This window comes from Ramlibacter sp. (genome assembly GCF_013697775.1).
In the GTDB taxonomy this organism is placed as follows: Bacteria; Pseudomonadota; Gammaproteobacteria; order Burkholderiales; family Burkholderiaceae_C; genus Ramlibacter.
In genome coordinates this window covers 1-13,414 of the sequence record NZ_JACCWG010000113.1, presented here as the reverse complement: position 1 = coordinate 13,414, position 13,414 = coordinate 1, and the positions used below count along the sequence as shown (strand labels likewise).

Genomic DNA, 13,414 nt, shown 5'->3' with positions numbered 1-13,414 from the left:
CGCGCGCCACTGCTGCGCGGCGCGGCGCGCCGAGGCCCAGTCGAGCGCGCCCACCAGCACGGCGACCTGGCGCGAGACGCCTTCGGCGAGCACGCGGCCGGACTGCGCCACTTCCGGCGCCTGCTCGGTCTGGGGCAGCAGGGCCAGCACGTCGGTGTTGAGCCGGCCGTGCCGCCAGAACTGGACCTGGTGCGCAACCACCACGATGGCGAATGCCAGCCACAGCCACGCCGCCACCGTCCACAGGCGCGACGGCGCGGCTGGCTGCGCGAGCGGAGGAACGTCCGCCGCGGCGGACAGCTCAGTCAAGCTCCGCTCCTTCGGGCGCGGTGAGCGACGCGGCGCCCGCCTGCTGCGACAGCCGGATCAGCGTCTGGTCGCCGGAAGCTTCCTGCAGGCGCACGGTACGCAGGTAGCGGTCGCCCTCCAGGTCGACGCGCGCCAGCCAGCGCGCCAGCGCCGCATCGCGCGGGCGCAGCACCAGGCGCCAGCCGTCCTTGCCGGATGTTTCGCCTTCGATCTGGAAGCGCTGGCCCAGCGCCGCCAAGTCGGCCGCCATCAAGGCGAACAGGGTTTCGCTGATGGCGCGCACAGCGGGCTCGTCGGCCGCGCTCAGGCGGCGCGCCACGGTGCCGTCGGCCTGCCGCGTCAGCACCCGGCCGCGCGTGACCACCAGGGTCGAGGCGAACGGTTCCTGCGTGCGCCAGATCACGCCGCGGTCGTGCGCCACCACGAAGTCGCCGTGCGACACCATCGGGTTGCGAAATCCCTTGATGCTCTTGCGCTGCTCGAAGCTGCCGCGCAGCACGGGTTCCTGCGCCAGGCGCTGGCGCACCTCGCCCACGATGGGCGGTACGGCTTCGGCCCAGGCCTTCGGTACGGCAAGCGCGGCCAGCAGCAGGCCGAAGCGGCGGCGCGTGCTCACGTGCCCACTCCCAGCCGCTGCCACAGCACGGGCGGGCAGACATAGCGCATCTCGCCGGTGGCGAGTTCCACCGCCACCTGGATCGTGTGGGCCTGGCTCAGTTTGCTTTCGGTGACGGCATCGCGGATCAGGTAGTCGATGCGCAGGCGGCTCTCCCATTCCACGATGGTCGCGCGCACGATGAGCCGCTGGCCCAGGTGCGCCGGCCGCACGTATTTCAGGCGCATGTCCACGATGGGCCAGGCGAAGCCCGACTCGCGCATGCGCGGATAGTCGTAGTCGTACTTCTTGAGCAGCGCGCTGCGCGCCACCTCGAGGTACTTCACATAGTGGCCGTGCCAGACCACTTCCATCGGGTCGATGTCGTAGAAGGCCGGAACGACCTCGATGTCGTGGCTCAACGCGCTCGTCATGGGACTTTCGGTGCGGCGCCGGCGCCGCTGCGGCCCTGCGCCCAGAAGGGAAAGAAGTTGAACCAGTCGTATGGAGCGCGCACCAGCAGCGCCTCGACACGGGCGGCGAACAGCGCGGCCAGCTGGATCAGCCGCTGCTCGCGCTGCGCGCGCGGCAGCTCGACGCGCGCGGACAGCAGCTCGAAATGGACCACGTGGCCCGCTGCTTCGCGCACGCACCCCATCAGCAGCAACGGGCATTGCATGAGCGACGCCAGGACATAGGCGCCGACGGGAAACGGCGCATCGTGGCCGAGGAAGCGGGCGCGGGTGATCTTGCTCGCGCTGACCGGAACGCGGTCGCCGACGATGGCGACGAATTCGCCCGCGGCAACGCGTTCGCCGAGCATGACCGCCGTGGCGGCATCGACCTCGGTCACCTGCAGCAGCTCCACCGGATTGCGCGGCTGCAGGCGCCGCAGCAGCCGGTTGAAACGCTCGGCATGGCGCGTGTGGACCAGCACGGTGAGTTTCAATTCGGGCACGCGGCCGGCCATCGCCTGGCACAGCTCCAGGCAGCCCATGTGCGCGGTCACCAGCAGGGCGCCCTGGCGGCGCGCGACCAATGCGTCGACCAGCGCGAGCCCTTCGAAGCGCAGGCTGTCCCAGGGGTAGCGGCCACTGAAGGCCAGCAGCTTGTCGAGGATGGTCTCGGCGAACGACAGCAGGTGGCGCAGCCAGTGGCGCGTGCCCAGGCGCCCGGCCGGCACGCCGTGCGCCGCCTGCATGCGCCCCAGGTACTCCAGCGAAGCGTGGCGTGCCGTGGGCTGCGCCAGGCCCCAGCACAGCGCAACCGGCCACAGCAGCAGGCGCAGCACGCGCCGGCCCAGCACGCGGTGCACGCCGTAGAGAAACCAGATGCCCGCGACGAACGTGCTTTCCCCCAGCTCGGCCCAGTGCGGCGCGGCACGCGCCGTCATGGCCGCGCCACCTTGCGCCACAGCAGCAACGGTGCGCGCCACAGCATGCCCAGGAACAGCCGGGCGTGCATCAGCGAGATGCGGACGTTGTCGCGCCACATGCGGAAATGCGAGATGCCGTCCTGCGGGTAGCGCACCGGCGTGGGCAGGTTCACCACCGGCACGCCGCGCCAGTACAGCCGCACGATGATGTCGCTGTCGAAGTCCATGCGCTGTCCGATGCGCGTGCGCCGCAGCAGCGCCGTCACCGGCGCCAGCGGGTAGACGCGAAAGCCGCACATCGAATCGCGGATGTCCAGCGACAGCGTGTTGATCCAGACCCAGACGTGGGTGGCATAGCGGCCGTACAGCCGGCCGCGCGGGACGCTGGCGTCGTACACCGGGCAGCCGCAGATCACCGCTTCCGGCCACTGGCGCGCCTGCGCCAGAAAGCGCGGAATGTCGGCGCAATCGTGCTGCCCGTCGGCGTCGATCTGCAGCGCGTGGCTGTAGCCGTGCCGGGCTGCCTCCGCGAAGCCGGCGGCCATGGCCGCGCCCTTGCCCTGGTTCGTGGCGAGGCGAACCAGCACGACCTGCGGCGCGCGGCCCTGGGCGAGGAGGTCGAGAACGGCGGCGCAGTCCGCTTCGCTGCCGTCGTCCACCAGGATGCACGGCAGGCCAAGTGCCGCCACGGCGTGCGCAATCCGCCCGATGGTGGACGGGTGGTTGTACACCGGGATGACGACCACCGGCTCAAGCATCGTCCGGCCCAAAGACGAGGCGGCCGCTCGAATGGCTGCCGGCCGGCGAGCTGTACTGGAACGCCAGCTGCCCGGCGCCGGCTTCCCATTCGAGCGTGAGCACCAGGCGCAGCGGCGGCAGCACCGGCGCGTGGAACTTCAGCACGTCGGCGCGCAGAAAGCGCGGCGGCAGCGCGAAGCACTGGGCGGCGAAGGCGACCGCCCAATCGATCTGGACCACGCCGGGCAGCACCGGCATGCCGGGAAAGTGGCCGTCGAACACCCGCAGCTCGGGCGTGAGCTCCAGCGCCAGTTCACTGCGCTGCGCAGTTCGCTCATGCCATTCGGCCGGCGGCAAGACGCCATCGAACAGGGCGGCGAGCAGGGCCTCGGTGGATTTGCCTTGCGTGTTGGCCGGCAGCTCGCGCACGTAGCGAAAGCGCCGCGGCAGCGCGACGCGCTCGACCCGCAGCAGGAGCTCGCGCCGCAGATGCTCGTTGAACGCGCGCTTGCCGTCGCGCCGCAGCTGCGCCCAGCCCTGTTCGCTGGGCACGGCCACCAGCGCCAGCCGCGCGCCCCCGCCGTCGGCCTCGACCAGCAGGGCGCGCGCCTCGGCGGCCAGGCCGGTGGCGACGACGGCCTGCTCGAGGCCAGTCAGCGACACGCGTTTTTCCTCGATCTTGACGATGCGGTCCGCGCGCCCCCGCAGCACGAAACCGCCTTCGGGCAGGGCCTGGACCCGGTCCGAGGTTTCCCACCACGCGTCGTCCGCCAGGTGCGCGGAGCGGACCGACAGGATGCCGTCGTCGATGCGCCAGTCCACGCCCGGCAGGGGTTCCCAGCGGTCGCCGTGGGTCGCGCGCTGGCGCCACGCGATGCCGCCGGTTTCGGAGCTGCCATACACCTCGATGGGCGACTGGCCCAGCGTGGCCAGCGCCTGCTGCGCGGACTCGGGCGGCAGCGGACCGCCGGAGGAGAACACGGCGCGCAGCCGCGCCCGGGCAGCCGCCCAGTCGACGGACGCGGGCAAGCGCTTCAAGTGCGCGGGGCTCGACACCAGGACGCCGGGCCGGCCGTCCAGGCGCAGCGCCATTTCCTCCGGGTACGCCAGCCGCTCGACGCTGAAGGGCCGGCCGGCCGCCAGCGGCCAGAGCGTGCAAAACAGCAGCCCGTAGATATGCTGGTGCGTCACCGTCGCATGGACGGTGAGCCCTTCGGCGCCGTCCAGGCGATCGCCAAAGACCTGCTGCAGGTGCCGGACTTCGGCATCCATCTGGCCTAGCGTCTTCGCGATGGCGAGGGGCTGGCCGCTGGAGCCGGAGGTGTAGATCACCAGGCGGGTGGCGCGCAGGTCCAGCGGGTGCAGATTGGACGGCTGCGCGCTATCCGCGGGCGCAATGGCCCCTGGCAGCAGCCCGGCGCAGCCATCCACTTGGGGCAGCAGGCCTTGCACGGTGGCCGCTTGCGCGTCGCCTGGCAGCACCACCTCCTTGCCGGCGTGCCAGGCGCCGTACAGTGCCGCGGCAAAGTCGTAGCCGTCTTCAAAGAACAGGGCGATGCGGCGCCCCGGATGCGACGCGAACGCGGCGCGCCAGCGCGCAACGTCCTGTACCCAGCGGGCGTGGCGAATCAACGCGCCGGCGCGCCATGCGACCGGCCGTTCGGCCAGGCCCGCGCTTGCGCTGGAGGCCACCTCGGCCAGGCTCAGCCAGGCCGTCATCCGCGCGCTCCGGCCGCCGCCATGCGCGTCTTCAGGCGCTGGCGCACCAGCCATTCAGCGGCGAACAGGCCGCCCATCAGCACATAGGCAAGCAGGCCGTTGTAGAACAGCCAGAGCTCGTCGCTGCCCCACAGCACGGTGGCCAGCGCCAGCGTGCCGTTGACGGCGAAGAAGACGCACCACACCAGCGTTACCTTGCGCGTGTAGGCGACGCCCTCAGGCGCAAGGTGGGGATCGCTCAGGCGGGCAATCCGTTCGATGACGGACGGCGGGCGCAGCAGGCTGGCGCCGAAGACCAGCAGCAGCACGGCGCTGACCATCACGGGATAGAGCTTGAGCGGCAGCCAGCTGCCGCCGAACAGGCTGGCCAGGGCCAGCACCAGCGCTCCCGCCGCAGCGAACCACCACACCGGGTCCCGCCCGGCCCATGCGCGCACCGCCATCAGTCCGGCCAGCAGCAGCGCCAGCCAGACCGGGTTGAAGCGGCCGAGCCCGAAGTAGACGGCGAGCGGATAGGCCAGCGTCGCGCCAGCGGCCAATCCTTTGAACAGGCGGGACAAACCAGGCCCGCTCAAGCGTGGCTTGGGTTGTGGAACAGGCTGTGCAGGGCTTCCACCACGTCGGCCACGGTGCGCACCGACTTGAACGCCTCGGGCTCCAGGCGCCGGCCCACCAGCGGCTTCAGCTGCACGATCAGGTCCACCGCATCGATGCTGTCGATCTGCAGGTCGTCGTACAGGCGCGCCTGCAAGGTGACCGCGGCCGGATCGACTTCGAAGGTCTGCTCCAGGATGTTCACGATCCGTTGAAAGATGTCGTCCTTGGTCATGGATCACCTGTCCTGCGCGGTGGAAGAGGCCGATGCGGCAGGCGCGCGCGCGGCCGCGACGAAGCGGGCGAGCGCGCCGACGCTTGCGAAATGGCTGCGGGTCTCGGCGGAGTCGGCCGACATCGACACGCCATAGCGTTTTTGCAGGGCCACGCCCAGCTCCAGTGCGTCGATCGAGTCGAGCCCCAGCCCCTCGACGAACAGCGGCGCCTGCGCGTCGATGTCCGTGGGCGCGATGTCCTCCAGCGCGAGGCAGGAGATGATGAGTTCCTTGATGTCCTGCTCAAGCGCTTGCGAGTTCATGGTCTCTCGAAAAATAGTCGGTGAGGTGCTCGGTCAGCCGGCGCGCGGCGAGCGCGTGGCTGGGCGTCTCCAAAAGGAAGCGGGCCACCGGGATCGGTTCGCCGATCTCGATGTCGAAGTGGGCCTTGCGTGACGGGACCTGGTACCACTTCGCGCCCTTGGCGAGCGTGGGCGGCGTGCAGCGGATGCGCACCGGCGTGATGTCGATCTCGCCGTGCAGCGCCACCCGCGCCGCGCCGCGCTGCAGCCGCAGCGGCAGCGCGTGCGTGGAGCGCGTGCCTTCGGGAAAGATGATGAGGTTGTTGCCGGTGCGCATCGACCGGATGCAGTCCTCGACCAGGCCCTCGGCGGTGTCGTTCAGCACGAACCCCGCGGCACGCACCGAGCCACGGGTGAAGGGATTGCGCCCGAGCGCATGCTTGACGATGCAGTCGCCGCGCTCGATGAAGGACATCAGCAGGACCACGTCGATCAGCGTGGGATGGTTGGCCAGGATCAGCTGCCCGCCCGCGCGCAGCCGCTGGCGCCCGCTGATCTCGTAGCTCAGGATGCCCGTCAGGCACATCAGGCCGACGAGCCACTGGAATGCGTGGTGGATGACGCTGCGGGCAATCCGCTCGCGGCGCCGGGGGTCGCGCACCACCAGGCGCAGCAGCGGAAACCCGGCCACGCCGAGCAATGCGCCGCCGAACCCGAAGCAGGCAAAGCACAGGCCGGTGGCCAGCACGCGCCATGCGCGCTCGAGCCGTTCAAGCATGGCGGCTCCAGCGCCAGCGGCGGCCGGCACAGCGGCGCTCCAGATGCGGCGACCGCGACGCGACGAAGCGCATCGCGTCCAGCCCGAAGGGCAGCTCCTGCGCTTCATCCTCGCTGTCCGCGCTGCTGTCGTCGGCTTGCCAGGACAGGTGCATGCGCGGCTCTCCGGCATGGGCTGCCGACAGCCGCCAGGCCCACGCGTAGGCGCAGGCCGGGCCGCCTTCGAATGCGGCGTATTCCCCGGGCAACGCAGCGTCGTAGTTCACTAGCATGACCTCCTGCGCGCCATCGGCCAGCAAACCCGCCGCTTCGATCAAGCCGGCAGCGGCGCTCGCCGGCCCTGCCGCGACACTCGTGTAGGCGCTCGTATCGGAGCGCGCGATGGAATACATGGCACCGATGGCGTTGTGCACCGACAGCGCGAAATCAGCCGGCGACATCGCGCCGCTGTGCGCGAACTCCTTGAGCAATCCCAGGGCGCGCACGGCATCGCCGTAGCGGGACGCAAACACCATCGGCATATCCGGATCGTTCGGCTGGCAGTCGTACGCCACGGCCGCCGCCATGCGGCCCAGCGGCCCAAGCCGGCGGCGCTGCATGGCGGGCATCGCGGTCAACGCCGCACCGTGCTCGCCTTCGGGCAGCCAGGGCGCCTGCGCCCACTGGTGCCATTGGGCGGCCGCAGCCAAGCCGGGAGCGCACGCAGCCCAGTTCCTGATCTTGAAGAACACACCCATAGGTGCCGTCCCTGCTGCCACGGCAGTCCCCTCGTCATCCATCCTTAACAGAATGTTAATCGATGTAGCTGGAGATGCCCGTGCGCTTTCATGGGCGGGTCGCGCTTGGGGCAAATCGCACATCCACGCACCGCCTCGCGTCGGCAAAGCACCACATGCACGCCTGCCGAGCCCTCGCGCGGGGCGCAAGCGCGCCAGCGAGCGAGGCCTACAATCCGTTCCCCTCAAAGAACGTGGAGACTGCCAAGCCGGGGCGGCTGCAGCGGTCAGTCCATCCCGATCGGTACAACATGTCCACTCCGCCGGTGACTCCCAAAGACAAGCGCGCCGAGCTGCGCCAGCAGGCGCTCGAATACCACGAGTTCCCGACGCCCGGCAAGGTGGCGATCCACGCCACCAAGCAGCTGCTCAACCAGCACGACCTGGCGCTCGCCTATTCGCCCGGCGTGGCCGCGCCCTGCGAGGAGATCGTCAAGGACCCGAACTGCGCGTTCAAGTACACCAGCCGCGGCAACCTGGTCGCGGTCATCACCAACGGCACGGCCGTTCTGGGCCTGGGCGACATCGGGCCGCTGGCCGCCAAGCCGGTGATGGAAGGCAAGGCGGTTCTGTTCAAGAAGTTCGCCGGCATCGACGTGTTCGACATCGAGATCAACGAGAAGCACGACCTGGACAAGCTGGTCGACATCATCGCCGCGCTGGAGCCCACCTTCGGCGGCATCAACCTGGAAGACATCAAGGCGCCGGACTGCTTCTACGTGGAGCGCAAGCTGCGCGACCGCATGAAGATCCCGGTGTTCCACGACGACCAGCACGGCACCGCCATCGTCGTCGGCGCGGCCATCATCAACGGCCTGAAGGTGGTCGGCAAGGACATCTCCAAGGTCAAGCTGGTGACCTCCGGCGCCGGCGCCGCGGCGCTGGCCTGCCTGGGCCTGCTGCTCAAGCTGGGCATGCCGCGCGAGAACATCTGGGTGACCGACCTGGCCGGCGTGGTCTACCGGGGCCGCAAGGAGCTGATGGACGACGACAAGGCGCAGTTCGCGCAGCCCACCGACGCGCGCACGCTGACCGAAGTGATCCGCGACGCCGACGTGTTCCTGGGCCTGTCGGCCGCCGGCGTGCTCAAGGGCGAGATGGTCAAGACCATGGCGGCCAACCCGCTGATCCTGGCGCTGGCCAACCCGAACCCGGAAATCTCGCCGGAGGAGGCCAAGGCCGCGCGCGCCGACTGCATCATCGCCACCGGCCGCAGCGACTACGTCAACCAGGTCAACAACGTCCTGTGCTTTCCCTACATCTTCCGCGGCGCGCTCGACTGCGGCGCGACCACCATCACGGTGGAGATGGAGATCGCGGCGGTGCACGCCATTGCCGAACTGGCGCAGGCCGAGCAGAGCGAGGTGGTGGCCGCGGCGTACGCGGGCCAGCAGCTCTCGTTCGGGCCCGACTACCTGATCCCCAAGCCGTTCGATCCGCGGCTGATGATGAAGATCGCGCCGGCCGTGGCCGAAGCCGCCGCCGCCAGCGGCGTGGCGCTGCGGCCGATCGCCGACGTCGAGGCCTACCGCGAGCGCCTGCAAAGTTTCGTCTATGCCTCGGGCACGACGATGAAGCCGATCTTCACGGCCGCCAAGGGCGCCGCGAAGAAGCGCGTGGCGTATTGCGAAGGAGAAGAGGAGCGCATCCTGCGCGCGGCGCAGATCGTGGTGGACGAAGGCCTGGCGCGGCCCACGCTGATCGGGCGGCCGAAGATCATCGCCCAGCGCATCGAGAAATTCGGCCTGCGCCTGGCCGAGGGCCGCGACTACGACATCGTGAACATCGAGTGGGACGAGCGCTACCGCGAGTTCTGGCAGACCTACCACCACATGACCGAGCGCAAGGGCGTGACGGCGCAGATGGCCAAGATCGAGATGCGGCGGCGCCTGACGCTGATCGGCGCGATGCTGCTGCACAAGGACCAGGTGGACGGCATGATCTGCGGCACCTGGGGCACCACGCTGATCCACCTGCACTACATCGACCAGGTGATCGGCAAGCGCGCCGGCTGCAACACCTACGCCTGCATGAACGCGCTGATGCTGCCCACGCGCCAGGTGTTCCTGGTGGACACGCACGTCAACTACGACCCCAATGCCGCCCAGCTGGCCGAGATCACGGTCATGGCGGCCGAGGAAATGCTGCGCTTCGGCATCAAGCCCAAGGCCGCGCTGCTGTCGCACTCCAATTTCGGCCAGAGCAACCAGCCCAGCGCGGTGAAGATGCGCCAGACGCTGGACCTGCTGCGCGTGCAGGCGCCGTGGCTGGAAGTGGACGGTGAAATGCACGGCGATGTGGCGCTGGACGGCGCCGCGCGCCATGTGCTGATGCCCGACAGCACGCTGACCGGCGACGCCAACCTGCTGGTGCTGCCGAATATCGATGCAGCTAATATTTCTTACAACCTGCTCAAGACGGCCGCCGGTGGCAACATCGCCATCGGCCCGGTGCTGCTGGGGGCGGCCAAACCCCTGCACATCCTCACGCCCAGCGCGACAGTGCGCCGGATCGTGAACATGACAGCTCTGACCGTTGCCGACGCGAACGCGGGCCGATAAGGCTTGGCAAAAAAGCTGGCACTAACTCAGCAGCCAGCTGGCGAGAACGGAATGGCCTGGCGCGGCTGCCCAAAAAGTGGGCAGCCGCTTGCAATTTGGCACCACATGCCGCACACTAGACGACTTGAATTTCGGGTTTACCCCAGGATCACAAGTCCCAGGCACCCGGAGTGATGTCCCCCGAAGAAGGTCACCCAGAAGGTCCGTTCATGTCCCGCCTCGCGGCTGTCAAGTTTGCACTTACTAGCTGCTTGCTTTCCGCGATTCTCGGTACCGGCCCGGCGCAAGCCAGAGGCCTGACGGAGCCCCCAGGGTACGGCACTGCCACGATCCATGTGGTTGAGCTTCCCCGCCAGGGCCAGGAGACCTACGAACGCATCCGCCAGGGCGGTCCGTTCCGCTTCGACAAGGACGGCACGGTGTTCGGCAACCGGGAGCGCCAGCTGCCGGCCGCCAACCGCGGTTTTTACCGCGAGTACACCGTGGTGACACCAGGATCGCGCGACCGGGGTGCCCGGCGCATCGTGTGCGGTGGCCCGCAACGGGCACCGCAGAGCTGCTATTACACAGCAGACCATTACGCCAGTTTTCGCAAGATTGTGGAGTGACCCCCCGAAATGAAGCGGGATCTGTTTTTGACTAACGAGAAAGACGCGGAGATGGAAACACCACTTCGTAGCAAGGACGCGCACAGCACCCTGTTGAAGGGCGTGCGCACCAACATCGTCCAGTCCATCCGGGCGTTCCGTGTGCAGGGCCTGCAGGAAACTGCGACGGCCCTGGGCCACCACTTCCTGTACGCCAACTTGGCCACGGCCCAGAGCAAACAGGACGTGCTGGACATGATTGCCCAGCAATTCATGTTCCCGGCGCATTTCGGCAAGAACTTCGATGCGCTGTACGACTGCATGACCGACCCACTGCATAAATCGGGCCCGCAGCCCGGTTTCATCGTGGTGCTGGAACACATCCCGGCCAACGGTAAATTCGACAAGGAAGCACGCGAGCAGCTGCTGGACATCTTCCGCGACACCGCCGATTACTGGGCGGACCGAAAGGTGCCATTCCGATGTTTCTATTCTTTTCCGTAGCCCGTTCCGCACAACAAGGCCAAGTGGAACGGGCGAATGAGGCCCAACAGAGCGAACCCGTCACCGGGATTGCCCTGCCTGCCGACACAAACGGCGAAAAGATGCCGACGGACAAACTGCTCGACGTGTCGCCCCTGGCGCTGCGCATGAGCAGTCCGTTCAATGCCGGGTACTGGCTGACAGCGGCATAACTTCAAAAACACTGCGTGTTTTTGAAGTTGGTTTAGTCAGGTAAAAAAGCCGGGAAAACCCCGGCTTTTTTGTTGGCGGCGCGCTGCATGTTATTCCGCGCGCGGAACTCCAAGTGCTCCCACCAGCGCCAGGTACTCCCCCACGCCCACTTCTTCCGCCCTGCGCTGCACGTCGAACGTGCCGGCAAATTCCCGCTGCTCCAGCCATTTCCCCAGCGTGTGCCGCAGCAGTTTCCGGCGCTGGCTGAACGCCACCTGCACCAGTTCGGACAGCAGCTTCTGGTCGATGGCGGCCGGCTGCGCCAGCGGCACCATGCGCACCACCGCGCTGTGCACCCGGGGCGGCGGATCGAAGGCTTCGGGCGGCACGTGCAGCACGTTCTCCATGGCGTAGCGCCACTGCAGCATCACCGACAGCCGCCCGTAGTCGCTGGTGGCCGGTTTGGCCACCATGCGGTCCACCACTTCTTTTTGCAGCATGAAGTGCTGGTCCTGCACGCAGTCCACGAAGTCCAGCAGATGGAACAGGATCGGCGAGGAGATGTTGTAGGGCAGGTTGCCGGCCACGCGCAGCTTGCCGCCGCCAGCGTCCAGGCGCTGCGCCAGCGCGCGGAAATCCACCTTCAGCACGTCGGCTTCGACCACGTCCAGCTGCGCGTGTTGGCGCAGCCGCGCCGCCAGGTCGCGGTCGAGTTCGATGACGGTGAGCCGGCCGAGCCGCTCCACCAGCGGCTGCGTCAGCGCCGCCAGGCCGGGGCCGATTTCCACCATGGCCTGGCCAGCCCGCGGATCGATCTCGCGCACGATGGCGTGGACCACCCCGGCATCGGCAAGAAAATGCTGCCCGAAGCGCTTGCGGGCGATGTGCTTCATGCGCGCGGCGGCAAGGCGTGCGGTTATTGGGGGGGTTCGCGGTATTCGACGTAAGCGCGGCCGCGCACTTCCTGCGCCCAAAGCGCATACGCCTCATCCAGCTTGCGCTCGCGCAGCAGGTTGCGCACCATCTCGCGCTGCTCCCGCTGCCCCAGGGTGGCCTGGCGCCGCTCCAGCAGCTGCACCAGGTGCACGCCGAAGCGCGTGACGATCGGCTCGGTCATCTTGCCCGGCGCCAGGCCGGTGAGCGATTCCTCGAACTCGGGCACGAAGAGGCCCGGGTTGGCCCAGCCCAGGTCGCCGCCGTTGCGCGCGCTGCCGTCCTGCGAGTTGTCGCGCGCCAGCTGCGCGAAATCCGCGCCGGCCTCGATCCGCTTCTTGAAGTCGGCCAGCCGCGCGCGCGCTGCCGCCTCGCTCAGCTGCGGCGAGAGCTTCAGCAGGATGTGGCGCGCATGGGTCTGCGTGACTGCCAGGCCGGGCAGGCCGAGCTGGTGCTTCTCCACCACCTTGACGATGTGGAAGCCGCCGGCCGAGCGCACGACGTCGCTGACACCGCCTTGCGGCAGGCTGCGCACCGCCTCCAGAAAGACCGGCGGCAGCCGGTCGGCCGTGCGCATGCCGATCTGGCCGCCGTTGCCCGCGGCACTCGGCGCGTCCGAGTTCTCGCGCGCCAGCTTGGCGAAGTCCTCGCCGCTGCGCGCGCGCTGCTGCAGCAGCTGCGCCTTGGCACGCAGCCCCGCCACCTGGGCGTCGTTGGCTTTTTCGGGCACGGCTACCAGGATGTGCGCCAGGTTCAGTTCCATGCCGGCCGGGTCGGCCGCGCCGTTCTGCTGCTCGCGGATGTACTGGTCGATGTCCAGTTCGCCGACCTTCACCTTGGCTTCCAGTTCGCGCTCGCGCAGCCGCGTGAGCGTCAGCTGGTTGCGCAGGTCTTCCCGGAACTGCGCCGCGTCCAGGCCTTCGGAGCGCATGCGCCGGCGGAACTCGGCCACTTCCATCTGGTTCTGCCGCGCCACGTTCAGCTCGGCCTGGTCCACCGCCGCCTCTTCGGCCCTCACGCCGGCTTCGCGCGCCAGCTGCAGCTGCGCCTTCTCGCTCACCAGCCGCTCCAGCACCTCGCGCGCCAGCTGCGCGGGCGGCGGCAGGTTGCCGCCTTGCTGCTGCAGCTGCTGCGCGAAGCGCAGAGTGCGCAGCCGCACCTCGTTGTTGGTGATGGGCTCGGAATTGACCACCGCCACGATGTAGTCGGCCGACTGCGGACCGGTGCCGGCGCGCGCGGCCGGTGCAGCAGCCGGTGC

The 13,414-nt window shown here is 68.8% G+C and carries 15 protein-coding genes and 1 pseudogene; 3 read left to right on the top strand and 13 right to left on the bottom strand.

All coding sequences use genetic code 11. The annotated features are described in order from the left end of the window. From H0U68_RS06060 to H0U68_RS06010, 11 genes and pseudogenes are all read right to left on the bottom strand, one after another. Positions 1-309: pseudogene (locus tag H0U68_RS06060) on the bottom strand (hypothetical protein); the annotation flags it as partial. Further along, positions 302-925: an outer membrane lipoprotein carrier protein LolA gene (locus H0U68_RS06055; protein WP_296353665.1), complete on the bottom strand. Its 624-nt coding sequence runs from the start codon at positions 923-925 to the stop codon at positions 302-304. The gene H0U68_RS06055 and the pseudogene H0U68_RS06060, both read right to left, overlap by 8 nt. Next, complete coding sequence (locus H0U68_RS06050; protein WP_296353663.1) at positions 922-1,338, bottom strand: thioesterase family protein; 417 nt, start codon at positions 1,336-1,338, stop codon at positions 922-924. Before H0U68_RS06050 ends, H0U68_RS06055 begins: the two co-directional genes overlap by 4 nt. Further along, entirely contained in the window at positions 1,335-2,297 is a 963-nt protein-coding gene (locus H0U68_RS06045) for an acyltransferase (protein WP_296353661.1), read from the bottom strand. Before H0U68_RS06045 ends, H0U68_RS06050 begins: the two co-directional genes overlap by 4 nt. Then, positions 2,294-3,037, bottom strand: a complete 744-nt coding sequence (locus tag H0U68_RS06040; RefSeq protein ID WP_296353659.1) for a glycosyltransferase family 2 protein — start codon at positions 3,035-3,037, stop codon at positions 2,294-2,296. The genes H0U68_RS06045 and H0U68_RS06040 overlap by 4 nt, the downstream gene beginning before the upstream one ends. Further along, on the bottom strand, positions 3,030-4,736 hold the full coding sequence (locus H0U68_RS06035; protein WP_296353657.1) for an AMP-binding protein: 1,707 nt from the start codon (positions 4,734-4,736) through the stop codon (positions 3,030-3,032). Before H0U68_RS06035 ends, H0U68_RS06040 begins: the two co-directional genes overlap by 8 nt. After that, complete coding sequence (locus H0U68_RS06030) at positions 4,733-5,296, bottom strand: hypothetical protein (protein ID WP_296353655.1); 564 nt, start codon at positions 5,294-5,296, stop codon at positions 4,733-4,735. The genes H0U68_RS06035 and H0U68_RS06030 overlap by 4 nt, the downstream gene beginning before the upstream one ends. Before the next feature lie 11 nt (positions 5,297-5,307). Beyond that, the gene (locus tag H0U68_RS06025; RefSeq protein WP_296353654.1) at positions 5,308-5,565 is read right to left on the bottom strand and encodes an acyl carrier protein; all 258 of its coding nucleotides are present in this window, start codon (positions 5,563-5,565) and stop codon (positions 5,308-5,310) included. Positions 5,566-5,568: 3 nt separating this feature from the next. Continuing rightward, positions 5,569-5,868, bottom strand: a complete 300-nt coding sequence (locus H0U68_RS06020; RefSeq protein ID WP_296353652.1) for a phosphopantetheine-binding protein — start codon at positions 5,866-5,868, stop codon at positions 5,569-5,571. After that, a complete protein-coding gene (locus tag H0U68_RS06015) occupies positions 5,849-6,625 on the bottom strand; it encodes a lysophospholipid acyltransferase family protein (protein WP_296353650.1) in 777 nt (258 codons plus the stop codon). Before H0U68_RS06015 ends, H0U68_RS06020 begins: the two co-directional genes overlap by 20 nt. Next, a complete protein-coding gene (locus tag H0U68_RS06010; protein WP_296353648.1) occupies positions 6,618-7,355 on the bottom strand; it encodes a beta-ketoacyl synthase chain length factor in 738 nt (245 codons plus the stop codon). Before H0U68_RS06010 ends, H0U68_RS06015 begins: the two co-directional genes overlap by 8 nt. Positions 7,356-7,651: 296 nt before the next feature. Here H0U68_RS06010 and H0U68_RS06005 point away from each other — a divergent pair, with 296 nt between their 5' ends. From H0U68_RS06005 to H0U68_RS05995, 3 genes are all read left to right on the top strand, one after another. After that, entirely contained in the window at positions 7,652-9,961 is a 2,310-nt protein-coding gene (locus H0U68_RS06005) for an NADP-dependent malic enzyme (protein ID WP_296353646.1), read from the top strand. Positions 9,962-10,170: 209 nt separating this feature from the next. Next, a complete protein-coding gene (locus H0U68_RS06000) occupies positions 10,171-10,569 on the top strand; it encodes a ribonuclease (RefSeq protein ID WP_296353644.1) in 399 nt (132 codons plus the stop codon). A 51-nt stretch (positions 10,570-10,620) separates the two neighbouring features. After that, complete coding sequence (locus H0U68_RS05995) at positions 10,621-11,052, top strand: barstar family protein (RefSeq protein WP_296353666.1); 432 nt, start codon at positions 10,621-10,623, stop codon at positions 11,050-11,052. Between the two features lie 281 nt (positions 11,053-11,333). Here H0U68_RS05995 and rsmA read toward each other — a convergent pair whose 3' ends face one another. Both rsmA and H0U68_RS05985 read right to left on the bottom strand, forming a co-directional pair. Continuing rightward, positions 11,334-12,116: a 16S rRNA (adenine(1518)-N(6)/adenine(1519)-N(6))-dimethyltransferase RsmA gene (gene rsmA, locus H0U68_RS05990; protein WP_296353642.1), complete on the bottom strand. Its 783-nt coding sequence runs from the start codon at positions 12,114-12,116 to the stop codon at positions 11,334-11,336. Positions 12,117-12,139: 23 nt separating this feature from the next. Then, positions 12,140-13,414: peptidylprolyl isomerase (locus tag H0U68_RS05985; RefSeq protein ID WP_296353641.1), on the bottom strand; the 1,275-nt coding region annotated here is incomplete at its 5' end.